This window comes from Streptomyces afghaniensis, assembly GCF_044327915.1.
In the GTDB taxonomy this organism is placed as follows: Bacteria; Actinomycetota; Actinomycetes; order Streptomycetales; family Streptomycetaceae; genus Streptomyces; species Streptomyces afghaniensis.
The window spans coordinates 479100-499515 of record NZ_JBIRGJ010000009.1; the positions used below are offsets into that span (position 1 = coordinate 479100).

At 71.8% G+C, this 20416-nt stretch carries 15 protein-coding genes; 8 read left to right on the forward strand and 7 right to left on the reverse strand.

Features of this window, described 5'->3' with window-relative positions; genetic code table 11:
• The first annotated feature begins 12 nt into the window (after positions 1-12).
• Positions 13-4650 carry a hypothetical protein gene (locus ACH4G3_RS34205; protein WP_397628106.1) on the forward strand — a complete coding sequence of 1546 codons (4638 nt, stop codon included), beginning with the start codon at positions 13-15 and terminating at the stop codon, positions 4648-4650.
• Positions 4651-4701: 51 nt separating this feature from the next.
• Here the strand turns inward: ACH4G3_RS34205 and ACH4G3_RS34210 are convergent, their stop codons facing one another.
• Both ACH4G3_RS34210 and ACH4G3_RS34215 read right to left on the reverse strand, forming a co-directional pair.
• Positions 4702-6270 (reverse strand): APC family permease, encoded by a 1569-nt coding sequence (locus tag ACH4G3_RS34210; protein WP_397628107.1) that lies wholly within the window; start codon positions 6268-6270, stop codon positions 4702-4704.
• A gap of 146 nt (positions 6271-6416) precedes the next feature.
• Positions 6417-6998, reverse strand: coding sequence for a hypothetical protein (locus ACH4G3_RS34215; RefSeq protein ID WP_397628146.1), 582 nt, complete (start codon positions 6996-6998; stop codon positions 6417-6419).
• Positions 6999-7400: 402 nt separating this feature from the next.
• On the opposite strand from ACH4G3_RS34215, the gene ACH4G3_RS34220 reads away from it, so the two are divergent.
• Genes ACH4G3_RS34220 through ACH4G3_RS34240 form a run of 5 tightly spaced genes read left to right on the forward strand, consistent with a single transcriptional unit; the run spans position 7401 to position 12317 of the window.
• A complete protein-coding gene (locus tag ACH4G3_RS34220; protein WP_397628108.1) occupies positions 7401-10508 on the forward strand; it encodes a sensor histidine kinase in 3108 nt (1035 codons plus the stop codon).
• Complete coding sequence (locus ACH4G3_RS34225) at positions 10505-10939, forward strand: roadblock/LC7 domain-containing protein (RefSeq protein WP_020275952.1); 435 nt, start codon at positions 10505-10507, stop codon at positions 10937-10939. Before ACH4G3_RS34220 ends, ACH4G3_RS34225 begins: the two co-directional genes overlap by 4 nt.
• A 9-nt stretch (positions 10940-10948) precedes the next feature.
• Positions 10949-11344, forward strand: a complete 396-nt coding sequence (locus tag ACH4G3_RS34230; RefSeq protein WP_010046285.1) for a DUF742 domain-containing protein — start codon at positions 10949-10951, stop codon at positions 11342-11344.
• A 24-nt stretch (positions 11345-11368) separates the two neighbouring features.
• Positions 11369-11731, forward strand: a complete 363-nt coding sequence (locus ACH4G3_RS34235) for a hydantoinase B/oxoprolinase family protein (protein ID WP_397628149.1) — start codon at positions 11369-11371, stop codon at positions 11729-11731.
• Complete coding sequence (locus ACH4G3_RS34240) at positions 11712-12317, forward strand: GTP-binding protein (protein WP_397628109.1); 606 nt, start codon at positions 11712-11714, stop codon at positions 12315-12317. The genes ACH4G3_RS34235 and ACH4G3_RS34240 overlap by 20 nt, the downstream gene beginning before the upstream one ends.
• Positions 12318-12404: 87 nt before the next feature.
• Here the strand turns inward: ACH4G3_RS34240 and glpK are convergent, their stop codons facing one another.
• From glpK to ACH4G3_RS34265, 5 genes are all read right to left on the reverse strand, one after another.
• Positions 12405-13925: a glycerol kinase GlpK gene (glpK, locus tag ACH4G3_RS34245; RefSeq protein WP_397628110.1), complete on the reverse strand. Its 1521-nt coding sequence runs from the start codon at positions 13923-13925 to the stop codon at positions 12405-12407.
• A gap of 24 nt (positions 13926-13949) precedes the next feature.
• Positions 13950-14747, reverse strand: coding sequence for an MIP/aquaporin family protein (locus ACH4G3_RS34250; protein WP_354748010.1), 798 nt, complete (start codon positions 14745-14747; stop codon positions 13950-13952).
• Positions 14748-15437: 690 nt separating this feature from the next.
• Positions 15438-17090 (reverse strand): EAL domain-containing protein, encoded by a 1653-nt coding sequence (locus tag ACH4G3_RS34255; RefSeq protein ID WP_397628111.1) that lies wholly within the window; start codon positions 17088-17090, stop codon positions 15438-15440.
• Positions 17091-17279: 189 nt separating this feature from the next.
• A complete protein-coding gene (locus ACH4G3_RS34260) occupies positions 17280-18470 on the reverse strand; it encodes a lipid-transfer protein (protein WP_397628112.1) in 1191 nt (396 codons plus the stop codon).
• Complete coding sequence (locus ACH4G3_RS34265; RefSeq protein WP_397628147.1) at positions 18467-18892, reverse strand: Zn-ribbon domain-containing OB-fold protein; 426 nt, start codon at positions 18890-18892, stop codon at positions 18467-18469. Before ACH4G3_RS34265 ends, ACH4G3_RS34260 begins: the two co-directional genes overlap by 4 nt.
• A 129-nt stretch (positions 18893-19021) precedes the next feature.
• Between ACH4G3_RS34265 and ACH4G3_RS34270 the strand changes: the two genes are divergently transcribed.
• Positions 19022-19831 carry a M15 family metallopeptidase gene (locus tag ACH4G3_RS34270; RefSeq protein ID WP_397628113.1) on the forward strand — a complete coding sequence of 270 codons (810 nt, stop codon included), beginning with the start codon at positions 19022-19024 and terminating at the stop codon, positions 19829-19831.
• Between the two features lie 47 nt (positions 19832-19878).
• On the forward strand, positions 19879-20415 hold the full coding sequence (locus ACH4G3_RS34275; protein ID WP_397628114.1) for an NUDIX domain-containing protein: 537 nt from the start codon (positions 19879-19881) through the stop codon (positions 20413-20415).
• Position 20416: the final 1 nt, after the last annotated feature.

The following is a 20416-nucleotide window of genomic DNA, read 5'->3' on the forward strand; positions in this document are numbered from 1 at the left end:
CGAAAGTCCGCCATGTACGAGCTGTCCCGGGTCCGCCTCTACTCCATCGGGCCCGCCGGTGCGCGCTACGCCGACACCGTGCTTGACCTGCGCGGTGTGGGCGAGCCCGTGCCCGATCCCGCGCCCACGCAGGCGGAGTTCTTCGAGGAGGAGCCCGTCGGCCCGCCGCGCAGGCCGGCGCCCGCGGGCGTGCTCTTCCTGGAGAACGGCGGCGGCAAGTCGGTGCTGCTCAAGCTGATCTTCTCCGTGATGCTGCCGGGACACCGCAACACGCTCGGCGGCGCCAGCTCCGGTGTGCTGCGCAAGTTCCTGCTCGCCGACGACTGCGGCCATGTCGCGCTGGAGTGGCAGCACGTGCTGACCGGCGAGTGCGTCGTCGTCGGCAAGGTCAGCGAGTGGCGCGGCCGGCAGGTCTCCAACGACCCGCGCAAGTTCGCCGAGGCCTGGTACTCCTTCCGCCCCGGGCCCGGACTGAGCCTCGACAACCTCCCCGTGGCCGAGTCCACCGCCGTGCGGGCCCCTCTCGAGGGCCAGTCGGGCGCGCGCGGCCGGCGTCGCACGATGAAGGGCTTCCGCGACGCCCTCATGGAGGCGGGAAAGACGTACCCGCACCTGGAGGTGCACTGGGAGGAGATCCACGACCGCTGGATCGAGCACCTCGGTGACCTCGGCCTCGACCCCGAACTCTTCCGTTACCAGCGGGAGATGAACGCCGACGAGGGTGAGGCCGCGGGTCTCTTCGCGGTCAAGAAGGACGCCGACTTCACCGATCTGCTGCTGCGCGCCGTCACCGACACGCGTGACACCGACGGGCTCGCCGACCTGGTCAGCGGCTTCGGCAACAAGCTGGGCCGGCGCGCCGAGCTGATCGCCGAGCGCGACTTCACCGCCGGGTCCGTCGACCTGCTCGGACGGATCGTCGAGGCCGCCGAGGCCCGCTCACGCGCGCGTGACATCCACGCCGGAGCCGAGCGCCGTACCCGGACCCTGGCGCGCAGACTGACCGCGCGCGGCGTGCAGGAGCGGGCCCGGGCCGCCGACCTGGCCCAGCGGGTCACCGCCGCCGCGTATGCCGTCACCCACGCCGAGGCGGCCCGCGAGCGCAGCGCGCTGATCTCCGCCGAACTGGCCTACCGGCACGCCTCGCTGGCCCTCGCGGCGGCCGAGAAGTCCGCCGCCGCGCAGAAGCGCGAACTCGCCGACGCCCGCACGCTGTACTCCGCGTGGCAAGCCGCCGAGGCCGTACTGCGCCACCGCGCCGCCGCCGACCGCGTCGCCCGCGTGTCCGCCGCGATCCAGGAGGCGGAGCGCGACGCCGCCCCGGCCCTGGCCGCCCGCTCCAAGGCCGCCGTCGACCTCGTACGGGCCCTGCACGCGGCCGCCGAGAACGCCGAGAACCACGCCAACGAGGAAGAGGAACGCTCCGCCGCCCTCCAGGAGGTCAGCGACGCCGCCTACCGGGACTCCACCGCCGCCGCCACGCAGGCGCAGCGGGCCCGCAGCGAGGTCGGGCACCTCAAGCAGCGCCTCGCCGAGGTCGAGCAGGAGACCGCCGAGGCGGTCCGGGCCGGCTGGCTCGACGACAGCGCGCCCGACGCCGACCCGGCCCGGGCGGCCCTCGCCGCCAGCGACGCCGAGAAGACCGCCGTCGCGGCGTGGGACTCGGCCCGCGAGGCCTCCCACCGGGCCGCCGAGCACGCGCGCGAAGCCGCCGCCGCCGAGACCCGCGCGGAACTGACTGCGGCCCGCGCGGCGGACGCGGCGACGGCCGCCGAGCGGTCCTACGAGGCCGAGCGCCGCACCGCCGAGGCACTGGCGGGGGAGGAGCGGCTGGCGGAACTGCTCAGCCTCACCGCCGGGACCCGCCCGGGCATCCCGCAGCCCCGCCACGACGCGGACAGCGAGCCGGCCACCCGGCCCGTCCCCGGCGAGCAGTGGCTCAGCCCCGAGGAGCTCGACCGCTTCGCCGACGACCTGCGCGAACTGCTCGACGACGCCGTCAGCTCCGCCGAACGGCAGCTGTTCGAACTGCGTACGGCCGCCGCCGACGACTCCCGGATCCTCGGCGCGCTCGGTGACGGCGGGCTGCTGCCGCCCGGCCCGGACGTGCTGGCCACGGTCGAGTTCCTCGGCGAACACGGCATCCCCGCGCTGCCCGGCTGGCGCTACCTCGCGCAGGCCGTCGACCCGGCCGACCACGCGCGCGTGCTGGCCGCCCGGCCCGAACTGGTCGACGGTGTGATCATCACCGACCCGGACTCGCACGCACGCGCCCGGGAGGCGCTGGGCGACGCGGCGCTGCTGCCCCGATCCGCCGTGGCGGTCGGCACGGCTGCCGCTCTGCTCGCCCCCACCCCCGCCCCGGACACCGACAGCGGTGACGTGTTCCTCGTCCCGCCGAACCCGGCCATGCACGACGAACACGCCGCAGACGAGGAGCGCCAGGCGCTGCGCGCCCGCGCGGCCGAGCGGGACGAGGAGATCCGCACGCTCGCCGCCCGGCTCGGCAAGGACCGGGAACTGGCCGCCCGGCTCGCCTCCTGGCGCACCGGCTGCCCGGCCGGCCGGCTGGCCGAACTGGCGCAGGCCGCACACGACACCCGCGCGTTCGCCGAGGAGTCGGAAGCCGAGCTGACCGAGGCGCGCACGGTGCGCGCGGAGGCCGACGAGGCAGCCGCCGAGGCCGCACGCGTCCGGGACGAGCGGCAGGAGGCCGCCCAGAAGGCCCGCCGCTCCGCCGACGCCCTGGCCGGACTCGCCTTCCGCCTCCGTGAGCGGGCCGGCTGGCAGGTCAAGCTGCGGGAACTGGCTGACGAGGCAGCCGAGGCCGAGGCGAGCGCCCAGGCCTGCCTGGAGCGGGCCCGGGCCGCCGACGAGGACCGGCGGGCCGCCCAGCGCGCCGCGGACGACGCCCGCCGCACCGCCCGCGCGCTGCGCGCCGAGCGCTCCGAGATCGCGGGCGCCCCCGACGACGTACCCGAGGGCGACGCCCAGACCCCGAAGGCCTCCCTGCCCGCCCTGCGCGAGGCCTACCGGGCGGCGTCGCAGCTGTACGAGAAGGTCGGCGTGGGCGCCGATCTGCGCGCCGAGCAGGCCCGCGCGGAGAGCGACGAGAGCGCGGCCCGCGCGGAGCTGGACCGGCTGAGCAACAAGGTCCGCACGCGCGCGGAGCAGCTCCTCGAATCCCCCGACGGCTCCGACGGACCCAGCCGCCAGGCCGCCGCCGCACGTGCCGAGGAGCTGGTGCAGCTCCTGGAGACCCGCATGTCGAGCGCGAGCGAGCAGCTCGGGCGGCTGCGCGGCGAGGCCGAACGGCACGCGCCCGAGGAGGGCGAGGCGCACACCGACCTCCCCGAGGACCGCCGGCCGCGCGACGCCGAGCACGCGCAGGCCCTGCTGCGCACCGCCACGGCCGAACTCGCCTCCCACACCGAGGCGCTGAACCAGGCACGCGAGGCGCACGCCGAGCTCCTCGACGCCCACCGCGCCGCCGAGGAAGCGGCGAGCGGCTTCGACGAGATCGCCGCCATGCTCCGCGACCTGCTGCGCGAGCACACCACGGACGAGGAGCAGGAGGAGACCGAGCCCTACCCCGGCAGCCCGGAGGAGGCCCGGCAGTCGGCCGCCGAGGCCCGCCGCTCCCTGCGCGGCTGCGCCGCCGACCTGTCCGCCGCGGAGGCCGCCGTCCGCGAGGCCAGCGACATCCTCGTCCGGCATGCCAACTCCACGCGCTACGAGCAGGTCCGCACCCCGGCACGGCAGCAGATCCGCGAACTGCCGGCCTCCGCGCTGCCCGAACACGCGCAGAAGTGGGCCGACGCCTTCGCGCCCCGGCTCCGGGTCCTGACCGACGAGCTGGAGCAGCTGGAACGCAACCGCGACTCGATCGTGGACCGCCTGCGCGGCCTGGTCGAGTCGGCCCTGGCCACCCTGCGCTCCGCCCAGCGGCTCTCCCGCCTCCCGGAGGGCCTCGGCGAGTGGTCGGGACAGGAGTTCCTCCGCATCCGCTTCGAGGAGCCCGACCAGGCCACGCTCACCGAGCGGCTGGGCGAGGTCATCGACGAGGCGACCCGCGCCGCCGTCAAGAAGAACTCCGACCTGCGGCGTGACGGCATGTCCCTGCTGCTGCGGGGCGTCGCCGCGGCGCTCCAGCCGAAGGGTGTCGCCGTCGAGATCCTCAAGCCCGACGCGGTGCTGCGCGCCGAGCGCGTCCCCGTCGGCCAGATGGGCGACGTCTTCTCGGGCGGCCAGCTCCTCACCGCCGCGATCGCCCTGTACTGCACGATGGCCGCGCTGCGCTCGAACGACCGGGGCCGGGACAAGCACCGGCACGCCGGCACGCTGTTCCTCGACAACCCCATCGGCCGCGCCAACGCCACGTACCTGCTGGAACTCCAGCGGGCGGTGTCGGACGCCCTGGGCGTCCAGCTCCTCTACACCACGGGCCTGTTCGACACCACGGCGCTCGCAGAGTTCCCCCTGGTCATCCGCATGCGCAACGACGCCGACCTGAGAGCCGGCCTCAAGTACATCAGCGTCGAGGAACACCTCCGCCCGGGACTGCCGCAGCAGCCCCAGGCGGGGGAGGCGGTGCACAGCGAGATCACGGCGACCAGGATGTACAAACGCCCCGCGTCCACCACGCCTTAGGGGCGCGCGGAGCTGCGCGACCGGCCGCAACGGTCCCGCGGCCGACCGCGGTCAGGTGCTGCTGTCGGCCGCCGGGGCGGCGGGAGCGGTAGCCCCGGCGTCCGAACGATGCTCGGCGAGCACGCCGGTCCGGTGCCGTTGGACGAACCAGTAGTAGGCGAAGCCGCCACCCGCGATGACGGCGACGAACAGCACCGCGCCCCAGCGCAGGTACCAGTGGTAGGGGGCCGTGGCGTTGTAGACCGCGGCCCGCGGCCAGATCAGGTTCAGCGTCATGGCTCCGCCCCACAGCACGGCCACGATGTTGACCGGCAGTCCCCAGCGGCCCAGTGAGAACCGGCCCTCGCCCGCGGGCTGCCACGTGCCGCGCAGCCGCGCGACCAGCAGCGGCACCGTGACGCCCAGGTAGGCGAGGTAGATCATGATGATGCCGATGCTGGTGACGACCGTGAAGATCTGCGGCTGGCGGATGTTGACCACCAGGATGGCCAGCGCGAGGATCCCGATGATCACCGTCGGCAGGACCGGCGTCTGGAAGCGCGGATGGCACCTGGCCAGCCGCGAGGACGCGGGCAGGTTGTTGTCGCGGGCCATCGCGAACGCCAGCCGGACCGCCGCCGTGTGCACGGCCAGGGCGCACACCGTCACCGCGATCAGCACGCACCACAGCATCGCCTTGCCGGCCGTCGGACCCAGCACGTCCAGGACGATGTACTGCAAGCCGTCCGTGGACAGCTTCTCGCCCTTCAGGCTGGAGACGCTCATCAGCGCGAGCAGCAGGATCAGTCCGCCGAGCACGAAGGAGGCGACGATGGCCCGGATGATCGCGCGCGGCGCGTTCCGGGTCGGGTCCAGGGACTCCTCGCCGAGCGAGGCCGCGGTGTCGAAGCCGTACATGACGTACGCCGAGGCCAGGGAGGCGACCAGGAAGGCACCGAGATACCCGTTGCCGTAGCCGGCGCCGGTGCCGTGCGTCTCCATCACGACCTGCGGGCCACGCGTGATGTGGACCGCGAACAGGGCGATCAACACGACAGTGGCGATCAACTCGATGAACACGCCCGCCGTGTTGATAGTCGCCATCAACTTGACGCCGAAGGCGTTCACCAGGGTGGTGAACAGAATCAACACCGCGGCCAGGATGACCGCGTTGGTCGCCACGTCGTACGTACCCGTGCCGTCCCCCACGAACTGGAAGAACGACGAGATCTGCGGCAGCGTCAACTGATAGGCCAGTGCCACGGCCGATATGGAGACGATCGAGGCGATCAACATCATCCAGCCGGCGAGCCAGCCCAGGTGCGGATTTCCTATCCTCTTCGACCAGTTGTAGACGGACCCCGCGACGGGATAGCGGGCGGCGAGCTCCGCGAAGCACAGGGCGACCATGAACTGGCCGACGAAGACCATCGGCCACGACCACCAGTAGGCGGGCCCGCCGCTGCCGTAGCCGAAGTAGAACAGCTGGAAGGTGCCGGTCAGGATCGAGATGTAGCTGATCCCGGCGGCGAAGGTGTGGAAGTTGCCTAGGGTGCGTTTGAGTTCGGGCTTGTAGCCGAACTCGGTGAGCTCGGCGTCGTCCTTGCCGTGTGGTTCTGTGGACTGCGCGGTCGGTCTCATGGGCGGTTCCTCAAGGCGCGTTCTCTCAGGGCGGGTTTGATCAGTCGAACCAACCCTGAGGTGTGGAACCGGCCTTGCGCCAGATGGACTGCAGGAAAGCACCCTTCCCGCAGTCACTCAGCCGCGGGCCGACTGCCCGTCCGTGCTCACGAGTGGGACAACTGCCCAGCCCCGCCCCGTCGGCGTATCCGCTCCCGCGTCCGCTCGGCGGCGCGGGCCTGCCGTCGTGCCCGGCGGCGCTCGCGGCGCAGGGCACGTGCCGTGCTGCTCGGCATGGACACCACGCCGTTGCGCTGGTTCCAGACCTGACGCGTCACCCACACATCGAGCGCTCCCCAGGTCGCCACGATCGTGCTGACCACGCTGCTGATCACCATCGGGAAGGCCAGCCACGACCCGGCCATCGTGCACAGGAAGGCCACCATGGCCTGAAGCAGCGTCAGAGCGATGAGAAGTACCGACCGCACGGCGGCCGTCCGCACCGGATCCGGCAACCGGCGCCGGCGCGCCGGCTCCTCGACCCACAAGGGCCGGTAGTGCTGCTGCTCGCGCACGTCACGGCCCACCTCGCGAGCCGGAACCCCCGCCTCTCGAGCCGCGCTCTCCGCCTCGTCAGCGAGATCGTCGCGATCAGTCGCTTCGGCATCCTGATGCGCTGTCACTTGCGCCCCGCCCGCCCTGGGCGCCCCGCGCCGCTCCGCCGTGCCCGTCACCGTGTCACTCCCCACCGCCAGCAGACTGTTCGCTCGCATCCGAAGACCCGTGTTCCCCAGTGGCTGCCCGGCTTGCGCTGCTTTACGCCGCCCAGGTGCGGGATGCGGCTCCTGTGGCCGATTCCGCCCCCGTTTCCCGTAGAGAAGGACGAACGACCCCCCATGAAGATTCCCGGAAACCGAAAAATTTCAGCCAACCCCCCAGGCGGTCTACGGGCCTTGACCCACGCGGCCACCATCGGTTTCGGGGAGACAACTCCCGCAATGCCCGGACAACTCCACATGCCTCGTGGCTGGCGCGGAAGTTCACGTTCCGGACCGGCCTTCGAGTTCCCTGGGCGTCGGTAGTAGGCTCGCGCCGTTTGTTGACGCACATGTGTACCCCCGGTGGCCCGGGGGCCCGAGCTGGGGGAGGCCATGCGCTTTCGCGGGAAGTCCATCCGCCGGAAGATCGTGGCGCTGCTTCTCGTGCCGCTGGTGTCCCTGACCGCGATCTGGGCCTTCGCCACGGTGCTCACGGGACGTGAGGCGGGCGACCTGTTCAACGTGTCGTCCGTGGTGGAGAAGATCGGCTATCCCATCGAGGACACCGTCCGTGTCCTCCAGGAGGAGCGTCGTCAGACCCTGGTCTACCTCGCCGACCCCCGTGCCTCCGACGGGCTCGCCGCGCTCCGGCGCAGCCGGACCGCAACCGACGAGGCCGTCGGCAGCATCCGCGAGAACGCCCGGAATCCGGACGTGCGCGACGCGATGGGTGCGGACACCGACGAGCGGCTGACCGCGGTTCTGGACGCCTTCGACGGCATCGAGTCGCTGCGCCGCAGTGTCGAGGACGGCACCGTCAACCGCTCCCAGGCCCTCGACCTCTACAACCGGCTGGTCGACCCGTGCTACGTCCTGCTCGCCAACCTCCACGTCGTCGACAACGTGGAACTGGACAAGCAGTACCGCGCGCTGGTCAATCTCGCCCGCGCCCGCGAACTGCTCTCCCGCGAGGACGCCCTCCTCGGCTCCGCCCTGATCGTCGGCGAGATCTCCCACTCGGAAGAGCGTGACATCTCCGACCTCGTGGCGCAGCGCAACCTGATGTACGACACCAACCTCCCGCTGCTGCCCGTCTCGGAACGCGACCGCTACCAGAGCTTCTGGAAGAACGCCTCCACCGCTCCGCTGCGCGTGGCCGAGGAAGCGGCCCTCTCCTCCGCCGACGGAACCCCGCGCGGCGTCACCGCCAAGAGCTGGGACAGCGCCGCCGGCAACGTGCTCGACGAGCTCGGCACCCTCAACGACCAGGCCAACGACCGCTATCAGAACCGCGTCGAACCGGTGGCCATGGGCGTCATCGCCAAGGCCGTCATCGCCGGCGTGCTCGGCCTGCTCGCCCTCCTGGTCTCCCTCTTCCTGTCCGTGCGCGTCGGCCGCACCCTCATCCGCGACCTGCGCCAGCTGCGTCTGGAGGCCCACGAGGCGTCCGGAGTGCGGCTGCCCAGCGTGATGCGCCGCCTCTCGGCGGGGGAGCAGGTCGACGTGGAGACCGAGGTCCCGCGCCTGGAGTACGACAAGAACGAGATGGGCGAGGTCGGCCAGGCCCTCAACACCCTCCAGCGCGCCGCCGTCGAAGCCGCCGTGAAACAGGCCGAGCTGCGCGCCGGCGTCTCCGAGGTCTTCGTCAACCTCGCGCGCCGCAGCCAGGTTCTGCTCCACAAGCAGCTCACCCTGCTCGACGCCATGGAGCGCCGGACCGAGGACACCGAGGAACTCGCCGATCTGTTCCGTCTCGACCACCTGACCACCCGCATGCGCCGGCACGCCGAGGGCCTAGTGATCCTCTCCGGCGCCGCGCCCTCCCGGCAGTGGCGCAAGCCCGTCCAGCTCATGGACGTCGTACGCGCCGCCGTCGCCGAGGTCGAGGACTACGAGCGCATCGAGGTCCGCCGCCTTCCGCGTATCGCCGTCACCGGCCCGGCCGTCGCCGACATCACGCATCTCGTGGCGGAACTCCTCGAGAACGCCACTGTCTTCTCGCCGCCCCACACCGCCGTCCAGGTCCTGGGCGAGCGGGTCGCGAACGGCTTCACCCTGGAGATCCACGACCGCGGTCTCGGCATGGCCGCCGAAGCGCTCCTGGACGCCAACCTCCGGCTCGCCGAGACCCCGGAGTTCGAGCTGTCCGACACCGACCGGCTCGGTCTGTTCGTGGTCAGCCGTCTCGCCCAGCGACAGAACGTCCGCGTCTCCCTGCAGCCCTCCCCGTACGGCGGCACGACCGCGGTCGTCTTCATCCCGGACGCGCTGCTCACGGACGACGTCCCGGACACGAACGGCATCGGCTTCCGGCTCGACCGCCCGCAGCTGGCCAAGGAGAGCGAGCCGCAGGACAGCCGCCGCGCCGCGCTGTCCCAGGGGCCCGCGCAACGGCCCGGCCTGCCGGCCTCCCTCCTGGACGGACCGGTGGAGCTGGAGGCGCCCGTCGACCTGGACGCCATCGGCGACTTCCCCGGCGCGCTCGACGACGAGGACAGCGAACACGGCGCCCTGTTCCGCCCCCGGCCCCTCACCCGCGCCCAGGACGAGGCAGCCGGCCGCCGCCCCGGTCCGCACCAGGCAGCCGACGCCCACAGCGCACACGACCGGACCGACACCGACGACGACCCGAACGCCCCGGTCCAGCTGCCGCGCCGGCACACCCCGAAGCTGGTCAGCTCACACGGACGCCCGGTCACCGACCAGCGCCCCCGGCGGGGGAAGACGGACGAGGAGAGCACCACTGGCACCGGTCGGGCGGAGCCGGGCGGCACCTCCCCGCTTCCTTCGCGTCGCCAGGGCGACGACTCCGTCAGCGGCGGGGCCGCGGGCCGGTCCGGGCCGGAGCCCGCGTCCGCGCTTCCGGTCCGCCGCCGCACCGAAGGCTCCTCGACCGGCGGCCGGCGAGGCGAAAACCAGCCGGACTCACCGCCGCCCCTGCCTGCCCGCCGTCGGGGGGCGGAGTCCGGCCGCCGCGGCATCGGCGCCGCCGACGGGAACTACGACCGCGCCGAATCACCGGTCTCCTCCGGCACCGGGCCGGAGCCGCCCACTCTCCCCACGCGGACACGCCGCGCGGAGATCGCATCGAGCGGCCAGGACGGCTTCGACCGTCGGTCGGGCCTCGGGCCGGAGACCACCGGCGGGCCCGCGGGCCAGATGACCGGCTCCGGTGCCATGCCCCGGGAGACCGGGTCGGCTCCCGGCTCCGGAAGACGGGGGCAGGCTCCCGGGTCCGTACCGAACGAGCCTCGCTCCGGAACCGCGCCGCTGCCCCGGCGCGTGCGCCAGGCCAACCTGGCACCGCAGCTGAAGCGGGGGTCCGAGCCGCGTACGGAGGACAGAGCCGAGCCCGTCGAACGCGACGCCGACGAAGTACGCAGCCGTATGGCCTCGCTCCAGCGCGGCTGGCAGCGCGGCCGCGAGGAGAACGCAGCGGGCGACGACGCCGCCCACAGCGGCACAGCACGACAAGGAACGACAGAGGGGGACGGTCGATGACCGCACCGAAGGCCACCGGCCACACCGCAGCCAACAAGGGGGAGCTGAACTGGCTCCTCGACGACCTGGTGGACCGCGTCGCGAGCATCCGCAAGGCCCTCGTGCTCTCCGGCGACGGACTGCCGACCGGGGTGTCCAGGGACCTGACCAGGGAGGACAGCGAGCACCTGGCCGCCGTCGCCTCCGGGTTCCACAGTCTCGCCAAGGGCGTGGGACGCCACTTCGAGGCCGGCAACGTCCGTCAGACGGTCGTCGAGCTCGACGACGCCTTCCTGTTCGTGACGGCCGCCGGCGACGGCAGCTGCCTCGCCGTCCTCTCGGACGCCGACTCCGACGTCGGCCAGGTCGCCTACGAGATGACGCTCCTGGTGAAGCGGGTGGGTGTGCATCTGGGTGCCGCTCCGCGCACCGATCTGCCCGCAGGCGGGTAGTGGGATGACATGAGCGCTGACGGTCAGGGAAGAAGCCACTGGTTCGACGACGAGGCCGGACCGGTCGTCCGTCCGTACGCCATGACGCGCGGCCGCACCAGCAGCCAGGGCCAGCACCGCCTGGACCTGATCGCGGTCGTGGTCACGGAACCGCACGCGGACGACCCGGAAGCGGACCACATGCTCTCGCCGGAGCATGTGGACATCGTCGAACTGTGTCGTGACGTCCCCCAGTCGGTCGCCGAACTCGCAGCGGAACTCGACCTGCCGATCGGGGTGGTACGGGTCCTTGTCGGAGATCTCGTGGACGCGGAATTCGTCCATGTGAACCGGCCCGTACCCCCTGCCGAACTGCCGGACGAGAGTATTCTGCGCGACGTGATCAACGGCCTCCGGGCGCTGTGAGCAGCGCGGAAGCGGGGTACTGACGTGGCAGGCTGGCAGTTCCGGGTCGACCGAGGCGGCACCTTCACCGACATCGTCGCGCGTCGCCCGGACGGCCGGCTGCTCACGCACAACCTCCTGTCGGACAGCCCGGCCCTCCTGGAGCGCCGCCCGAGTATCTTCGCCCGCCGCATCGAACTGTCCGAGCTTCTGTACGAACGGGTCGTCGAGGTCGACGAGCGCATCGCCGCCGACGGCACCGTGACCGAACTCGGCGGCAGCGACTCCGCGGACGTCGTCACCGGCGACGTACTCGTCATCGAAACCCCAGGCGGCGGAGGCTACGGCCCGCCGTCGCCCGACCCCCATCAAGCAGGAGAAGAGATCGATGATCTTCGGGCGTTCTGAGCGCGGCAAGCCTCCGGTCGAGCCCGTCACGCTCAAGATCCTGGTGGCCGGCGGCTTCGGCGTGGGCAAGACCACGCTCGTCGGCGCGGTCAGCGAGATCCGGCCGCTGCGCACGGAGGAGCTGCTCACCGAGGCCGGGCGCCCGGTCGACGACACCAGCGGTGTGGAAGGCAAGCACACCACCACCGTGGCCATGGACTTCGGCCGCATCACGCTCCGCGAAGACCTGGTGCTGTACCTCTTCGGAACGCCCGGCCAGGAGCGGTTCTGGTTCATGTGGGACGAGCTCTCCGAGGGCGCCCTCGGGGCCGTCGTCCTCGCCGACACGCGCCGCCTGGAGGACTCCTTCGCCGCCGTCGACTACTTCGAACGCCGCTCCATACCGTTCCTCGTCGGCGTCAACTGCTTCGAGGGCGCACCGCGTTACCCCGTCGAGGACGTGCGCCAGGCCCTCGACCTCGACGACGGCGTGCCGCTCCTGATGTGCGACGCCCGCGACCGCGAGTCGGTCAAGGAAGCGCTCATCGGCGTCGTCCAGCACGCCATGGCCTACGCGGCCGACCGCCGTCAGACGGTGACTAGCTGACGGTCGGCCGACCGGCGGGTGCGGACCGTACCCCCGCCGACAGGGGTACGGTCCACCGTCCGGAAACGACCCTTCACGCGCGCGTGGCTAGCTGTCGGCGTCCTCCTCCCAGCCGAAGCTCTTCTCCACGGCCTTGCGCCAGTTGCGGTGCTCGCGGTCCCGCACCGACGCCTCCATGGACGGTGTCCACTCGACGTCCTTCTGCCAGTGCGCCTTGAGCTCGTCCAGGTCGTTCCACACACCGGTGGCCAGACCGGCCGCGTACGCGGCGCCCAGACAGGTCGTCTCGGAGACCTTGGGCCGCACCACCGGCACGTCCAGCACATCCGCCTGGTGCTGCATGAGCAGGTTGTTCTTCGTCATGCCGCCGTCGACCTTCAGGGTGGTGATGTGCACCCCGGAGTCCTGGTACATGGCGTCCACGACCTCGCGGGTCTGCCAGCTCGTCGCCTCCAGCACCGCGCGCGCGAGGTGCGCCTTCGTGACGTACCGGGTCAGCCCGGTGACCACACCACGCGCGTCCGAGCGCCAGTACGGCGCGAACAGGCCCGAGAACGCCGGCACGATGTAGGCACCGCCGTTGTCCTCCACACTTGCGGCCAGGGGCTCGATCTCGTCGGCAGTCCGGATGATGCCGAGCTGGTCGCGGAACCACTGGACCAGCGCGCCCGTTATGGCTATCGACCCCTCCAGACAGTAGACCGGCGCCTCGCTCCCGATCTTGTAACCCATCGTCGTCAGCAGACCGCTCTTCGACGACACCGGACGGTTGCCGGTGTTGAGCAGCAGGAAGCTGCCCGTGCCGTAGGTGTTCTTCGCGGTGCCCACGTCGTAGCAGGCCTGGCCGAACACAGCGGCCTGCTGGTCGCCCAGCGCGGAGGCCACGGGCACGCCGGCGAGCTGGCCGACGGCGGTGCCGTACACCTCGGCGGAGGACCGGATCTCCGGCAGCATCGCCTCGGGGATGTTCATCGCCGAAGCGATCGAGGAGTCCCACTGGAGGGTCTCCAGGTTCATCAGCATGGTGCGCCCGGCGTTGGTCACGTCGGTGACGTGCTGCCCGCCGTCGGTGCCGCCGGTGAGGTTCCAGATCAGCCAGGAGTCGATCGTTCCGAAGGCGATCTCACCGCTTTCGGCCCGGGCCCGGAGGTCGGGCACGTTGTCGAGCAGCCAGGCCGCCTTGGGCCCGGAGAAGTAGGTGGCCAGCGGCAGACCCGTCTGCTCGCGGAAACGGTCCTGCCCGTCCGAGCCGCCCAGCTGGTTGCACAGCGCCGCCGTCCGCGTGTCCTGCCACACGATGGCGTTGTGCACCGGCTTTCCGGTCGTACGGTCCCACAGGAGGGTCGTCTCGCGCTGGTTGGTGATTCCCATCGCGCTCAGCTGGTCGGCGCGCAGCCCGGCCTTGGCGAGCGCCCCGGCGACCACCGCCTGCACCTTGGACCAGATCTCGGTGGCGTCGTGCTCCACCCACCCGGGCTTGGGGAAGATCTGGCGGTGCTCACGCTGGTCCACGGCGACGATGGCACCGTTCTGGTTGAAGACGATGCAGCGGCTCGAGGTGGTGCCCTGGTCGATCGCTGCTACGTACTTCTCGGAGTTGTCCGTCATGGCTACTACCTCTTGATCGCTTGGTCAGAAGGCTGCGTTGTAGATGAGGGCCCCGAGAATTCCGCCGGCCGCGGGCCCTGCCACCGGGATCCAGGCGTACCCCCAGTCGGACGTTCCCTTGTTCGGGATCGGGAGGAACTGGTGCACGATGCGCGGCCCCAGGTCACGTGCGGGGTTGATCGCGTAGCCGGTGGGCCCACCGAGCGAGAGGCCGATCCCGACGACCAGCAGGGACACCAGCAGGATCGAGATGCCGGAGCCATAGATTCCGGCTCCTTCGCCCGGGATCGGTCCGATGCCGACCCCCTGGACGACTCTGTCGTCGCCGACCAGCGCGAGGATGGGAAGCACCAGGGCGATGGTCGCAAGGATCTCCGTCATCAGGTTGGCGAACGGGTTCCTGATCTCCGGGATGGTGGAGAAGATGCCGAGCGTCGGCACCGGCTCGTCCACTGTGCCGTCCGTGGTGCCCGTTTGACGTACGTTGGCCTGGAACTGGGCGAAGTAGAGCAGGTACGCCAGGACGGCGCCCAGCATCGCCCCCACGATCTGCCCGAGCAGGTAGACCCAGACCTTGTCCCACACGCCTGTGTCGACGGCCAGGCCAAGAGTCACGGCGGGGTTGATGTGGCCGCCCGACAGCGGGGCGGCGGTGTACGCGCCGGCCAGGACACCGAATCCCCAGCCGAACGCGATGACGATCCAGCCCGACGCCCTGGCCTTCGAGAACCTCAGGGTGACGGCGGCGCAGACCCCCGCGCCGAAGAGGATCAGGATCGCCGTGCCGATGATCTCGCCGACGAAGATGTCTACGTTGCTCATGGCGGCTCCTAGGCCGAGGCCCGGGGACGATCCGCCCCGGTCCTCATGTGCGGGGTGCGTTTCCCATGGCCACTTCAGCCGAAGGCAGGGAAAACCCGCGCCCCGCCCGGCGTCCGTGACGAGCGTGCCGATCGCAGCCGAATCGCCCGTGGGGGAAAGGGCCTTGGCGTAGGCGCGCCCGCGCGCCGCAGTGCCGGATACGCCGAGTATGTACGGCGATGTCGACTGACACCGGAAGTGTTCACCGGCGCCCATGGGGCGTCAAGGTCGCCGACCGCAACGGTTGACGGCCTTGTGCCGGCGGCCGGGCATGCTGGGCCGGGTGGCCGGTTGTACGGCCCTGGCGGCGCCCGGTCGGGTCGTTGTTCGGATCTGGTCGGGACCTGCGCGGGCTTCGGTGCGCCACGCGAGGCCTTGCTGGTGGTGTCGTCCGGCCTCCGCTGGGCTCCGCCGTGGCGATCGCCCAGCCGCACCTGACTCCTCGCTTGCTAGCCACCAGCATCCACCTGACCAGGCGGTCTCTCAACCGGACGAGCAGCGCCCCGTCCAGGGCCCCCTGCCGGGCTCGGCCCGGCGGGCCACAGCCGTACCCAGGGCCCGCCCCGGACAGCGCCACTACCCGCCGGGGCCCGCACGGCCCCGCCCTGCCACCCCCGACCCCTACGGTCCTGGGAGCCTCACACGGCTCTCTCAAACCCCACCTGGCTCCGCCGCCCCACACCGTGCCGGTGCCGGTGTCGGCTCAGCGCCGCGACGGGTCTCATGCCCGGGCACGCCCGCTCGGCCCACCACCCAACTCGCCCCGTGCAACGCCTTCGCCGCCTTCTTCAGGGGCGCCAGGCAAGCCGCCGCCTGCCGGTGGTCGGTCACACTGCCCGGCGCGCACAGCACCGTGGCGAGCGACAGCGTGACCGGCCGGCCGCCCGCCGACCAGGGGACGTCCAGCACGGAGGCGGCCAGCGGATCGAGTGCCTCCGGTTCGGCGAGCAGCAGAAAATCGTCGCCGCCGATGTGTCCCACGCGGGTGCCGTCCGTCGCGGCCTGCTGCAACGCACGCCCCACCGCCCGGATCAGCTCGTCGCCCGCTGCGAAGCCGGCCCCGTCGTTGACCTGCTTGAAGTGGTCGACGTCCAGCCAGCTCAGTCCGAACGCCCGCCCGGACACGATCCGCCGGTCCACCTCACCGGTGATCGCGTCCGAGCCGGGCAGACGCGTCAGCGGATTGAGCGCCGCCGCCTCCTCGACCCGTGACTCGGCCAGTGCGCGCACGAGATCCGCGAGCCGTACGACGCCCACACACCGCCCGTACTCGTCCACGACGGCGACATCGTCCGACGTGCGGTCCCGCCCGCCGACCGCCACGACGTCCAGCACCTCCCAGGCCGTGGCGCCGATGCCCACCGTCCGCGGTGGGTCACCGAGCTTGGCGGCGGGCCGGTCGGCGTACAGGGCGTGCCCGTAGCGCCCCGACATCGACAACAGGAAGCGGGACCGGTGCACCGACCGGAGCGGCACTCCGGCGGTGTCCACGAGCAGTACCCCGGACACATCCGGTGACCCGGTCAGCAGCGCCCGCACCTGCCCCGCGGACGCCGTGGCGGGCAGCAGCGCGGCGGGCCGCACGAACTCCCGCACCGACGGCCCGGACCGCGGTACGGCCGCGTCGGCGGGGGAGCGGGGCGGAACGTAGACGTCCGCGGCGGGCAGCCGGGCCGGCGGGGCGAACAGCTCGCCCTGTGCCAACTGCGCGCCGGCCGCAAGCGCCGCCGCGCACTGCCCTTCGGTCTCCACGCCCTCGACAGCCAGGAGAGCCCCCAGCTCGTCGCACAGCGTCCGCATCGAGCGCACCACCGCCGGCCGCGCCAGCAGCGACGCGTCCAGCTTCACCAGGTCGGGCGTGATGTCCGAGAGGAGCCGCAAGGGCACGTCTCCGTCCCCGACACCGTCCGCACAGATCCGGAATCCCTGACCGCGCACCCTGGACACCGCCTCGAGCAGTGCCCGTTGCGGCACGTGCGTGTACGGCGGACAGACGTCGATCGTCACCTCCCACGGAAGCCGCCCCGCCTCGCGCACGGCGTCGTGCAGCGAAGGGAGCCCGCCGAGGTCGGCGAGGGTGCCGGCGAAGACGTTGACGAACAGCGGCAGCAGGGTCTCCTTGCGCACCGCCGCGCGAACCGCCGACACCGCCAGCCGGCTGTCGAGCTCGGGATCCCGGCGTGCCTCGGCCAGGATGTCGCCGGTCTCCGGGCGGGCGAGTATCTCCAGTCCCGCGACCGCGCCGGTCGTCAGGTTGACCACCGGTTGGAAGGCGAAGCGGAGAGTATCCGTCCAGGAGTGCACGTGAGCATGATCTACTCCACCGGCGCACGCCAAAGCGCAGTTCATGAGACGTTCACGCAGGATTCCGGAGCGGTCACACAGCGTATGCCAAGGCCCGGTCGCGGCCGTACCACCAGCGCCGACGCCTGCACGGCTCCATGCGTGGGCATGGGTCGTGTACGTCTCGGCCCCAGCTCCCGCCCCCGCGCCTCACCGCACCGCGATCACCGCCGATCCATGCCCGAACAACCCCTGATTCGCGCTGATGCCCACACGCGCTCCCTCGACCTGCCGGTCACCCGCCTCGCCCCGCAACTGCCAGGCCAGCTCGCACACCTGGGCTATCGCCTGTGCCGGAACCGCCTCGCCGAAGGAGGCCAGTCCACCGCTGGCGTTCACCGGTATCCGCCCGCCCAGGGCCGTCGCCCCGTCCCGCAGCAGCTTCACGCCCTCACCCCCACCGCACAGCCCCAGGTCCTCGTACCACTGCAGCTCGAGCGCCGTGGACAGGTCGTAGACCTCGGCCAGCGACAGGTCCTCCGGCCCGACCCCCGCCTCCTCGTAGGCCGCCCGGGCGATCGACTTCCGGAACGTCTCGGCGGGCGGATCGACCGCCACCGCGGAGTCCGTGGCGATGTCCGGCAGGTCCAGCACGGTGTTCGGGTACCGCGGCGTCACCGTGGACACGGCCCGGATCCGCACCGGATCGGCATGGCCGTGCCGCCGCGCGAACTCCATGCCGGAGAGCACGACCGCCGCGCCGCCGTCCGAGGTCGCGCAGATGTCGAGCAGCCGCAGCGGATCGGCGACGACGGCGGAGGCGGCGACCTCCTCGGCGGTGACCCGCCGGCGGTAGCGCGCATTCGGGTTCAGCGCGCCCATCGCCGCGTTCTTCACCTTCACCTGCGCGAAGTCGGCCGGCGTGTCGCCGTGCACGGCCATGCGTCTGCGGGCGTACAACCCGAAGTACACCGGGTTGGTCGCCCCGAGAACCCGGAACCGTAGCCAGTCGGGATCGTCGGGCCGGTCCCCGCCCGCGGGGCGGAAGAATCCCTTGGGAGCGGCATCGGCTCCCACCACGAGCACCGCCTCGGCGAGCCCGGAGAGGATCTGGGCCCGCGCGGCGTCCACGGCCTGCGCCCCGGACGCGCACGCCGCGTACACGCTCGTGACCCGGGCCCCTTGCCAGCCCAGTGCTTGCGCGAACGTCGCTCCCGCGACATACCCGGGATAGCCGCCACGGACCGTGTCCGCGCCGATGATCGAGCCGATGTCCCGCCAGTCCAGCCCGGCGTCGGCCAGCGCCGCGCGGGCCGCTGCGACGCCGTACTCGACGAAGTTCCGTCCCCACTTGCCCCACGGGTGCATGCCCGCGCCCAACACCGCGACCTCACCCGTCATGCCTTCACCCCCGTCGGCCGCCAGTGCCACGTCGTCCAGGTCGTTTCCGCGTCCTCATGGAGCACGCCGGGCACGACCTCCACCTCCATGCCCACCGTCAGGTCCGCGACGGTGACCCCGGGAGCCGCCTGTCCCAGCACCACGAGCCGCTCGGCCTGCAGCTCCACAGCGATCAACGCGCACGGCTCCCACGAAAGTTCCGGATCGCTCACATAGGGTGACGGCGGCCGATACCGGCTGTCCGTGTACGACCAGACGCGGCCACGCCGCGACAGCGGGATCTGCGCCAACTCTCCGCCCGCGCAGGCCGGATTGCGGCAGTGGTGGTCCTCGCGGGGGAAGAAGACCGAGGCGCACGCCGCGCAGACCGTGCCTAGCAGCCGGAAATCCTCCCCCTCTCCGGCGAACCACCCCGCGACCACCGGCGTTCGTGTACGCGACACCGAGCCTCCCCGCAGACCGAATCTGACGGAACGTCAGAAGTCTGCCACGCCCCCCGGATTTCGGCATCCCTTCCCCGGCGGGACCGTCTCCTGGTAGACGCAGGAGCCATGACACGACTCACCACCGTGGCGCGCGGCCTGATCACCGCCTTCGCCACCGTGCTGGCAGCGACCGCCCCCACCGCCACCGCCCAGGCCGGCACCGGTCCCCGGGCGCCCAAGGACTTCGTGGCCCTGAGAAGCGTGGACCCGACGATCATCCAGGAGATGCGCTACTTCACCCCGCACAACTTCGTCGGCGAGCGCATCGACGGCTACGCCCAGCCGATCTGCGTCCTCACCCGGCCCGCCGCCCAAGCCCTCCACAAGGCCCAGACGCGCCTGCTGCGCCAGGGCTACACACTCAAGGTGTACGACTGCTACCGGCCGCAGCGCGCGGTGGACCACTTCGTCCGGTGGGCCAAGGACCTCGACGACCAGGCCATGAAGAGCGAGTTCTACCCGAACGTCGACAAGACCCGGTTGTTCGCCGACGGCTACATCGCCGAGAAGTCGGGCCACAGCCGCGGATCGACCCTCGACGTCACGCTCGTGAAACTGCCGGCGAAACCGACCCGGCCGTACCACCCCGGAGAGCCCCTCGTGCCGTGCTTCGCCCCCGCAGACGAGCGGTTCCCCGACAACTCCGTCGACATGGGGACCGGCTTCGACTGCTTCGACACCCTCTCGCACACCCTCGACCCCCGTGTCCAGGGCGAACAGCGCGCCAACCGGCTGCGGCTGAAGAGCACCCTGGAGGGTCTCGGCTTCGTGAACCTGCCAGAGGAGTGGTGGCACTACACCTACAAGCCCGAGCCCTACCCGGACACCTACTTCGACTTCCCCGTGTCCAGGAAGGCGCTCACTGGAGCTCACTGAGCCGCCCGCCCGAGACGCCCCCTCCGTGATCGGCTACAGTCCGCCGCGTGTCCGAAACTCAGCACTCCAGTTCCAACTCCGCGCCGGACTCCCACTGTTCGAGCTGCGGCGCGCCCTACGGAGAGGGCGTCTCCGGCTGGCCCCGCACCTGCCCGGCGTGCGGCAGCGTGGCCTACCGCAATCCACTCCCGGTCGCGGTGGCCCTCCAGCCCGTGTACGACACCAAGGGCACCGCCCTGGTCGTCATCACCCGAACCGTCGCTCCCGCGCGCGGGGGCATCGCCCTGCCCGGCGGCTACATCGACGACCGGGAGGACTGGCGGCAGGCCGTCGTACGCGAACTCAAGGAGGAAACCGGCATCGACGCGGCCGCCCGCGACGTACGCCTCGTCGACGCGATGAGCTCGCCCGACGGACACCTGCTGCTGTTCGGCCTCCTCCCGGAACGCCCTGTCGAGGGCCTGCCGCCTTCCGCCGCCACGGACGAGACGGAGGGCTGGCACCTCCTGCGCAGGGCGGAGGAACTCGCCTTCCCTCTGCACACCGTGGCGGTACGGGCCTGGTTCGAAGGCCGCTACATCTGAG

Coding starts and splice junctions, on each gene's coding strand:
- ACH4G3_RS34205 (WP_397628106.1), top strand. CDS start 13: ATGTACGAGCTGTCCCGGGTCCGCCTCTACTCCATCGGGCCCGCCGGT.
- ACH4G3_RS34210 (WP_397628107.1), bottom strand. CDS start 6,270: ATGAGACCGACCGCGCAGTCCACAGAACCACACGGCAAGGACGACGCC.
- ACH4G3_RS34260 (WP_397628112.1), bottom strand. CDS start 18,470: ATGACGGGTGAGGTCGCGGTGTTGGGCGCGGGCATGCACCCGTGGGGC.
- ACH4G3_RS34240 (WP_397628109.1), top strand. CDS start 11,712: ATGATCTTCGGGCGTTCTGAGCGCGGCAAGCCTCCGGTCGAGCCCGTC.
- ACH4G3_RS34270 (WP_397628113.1), top strand. CDS start 19,022: ATGACACGACTCACCACCGTGGCGCGCGGCCTGATCACCGCCTTCGCC.
- ACH4G3_RS34225 (WP_020275952.1), top strand. CDS start 10,505: ATGACCGCACCGAAGGCCACCGGCCACACCGCAGCCAACAAGGGGGAG.
- ACH4G3_RS34230 (WP_010046285.1), top strand. CDS start 10,949: ATGAGCGCTGACGGTCAGGGAAGAAGCCACTGGTTCGACGACGAGGCC.
- ACH4G3_RS34220 (WP_397628108.1), top strand. CDS start 7,401: ATGCGCTTTCGCGGGAAGTCCATCCGCCGGAAGATCGTGGCGCTGCTT.
- glpK (WP_397628110.1), bottom strand. CDS start 13,925: ATGACGGACAACTCCGAGAAGTACGTAGCAGCGATCGACCAGGGCACC.
- ACH4G3_RS34250 (WP_354748010.1), bottom strand. CDS start 14,747: ATGAGCAACGTAGACATCTTCGTCGGCGAGATCATCGGCACGGCGATC.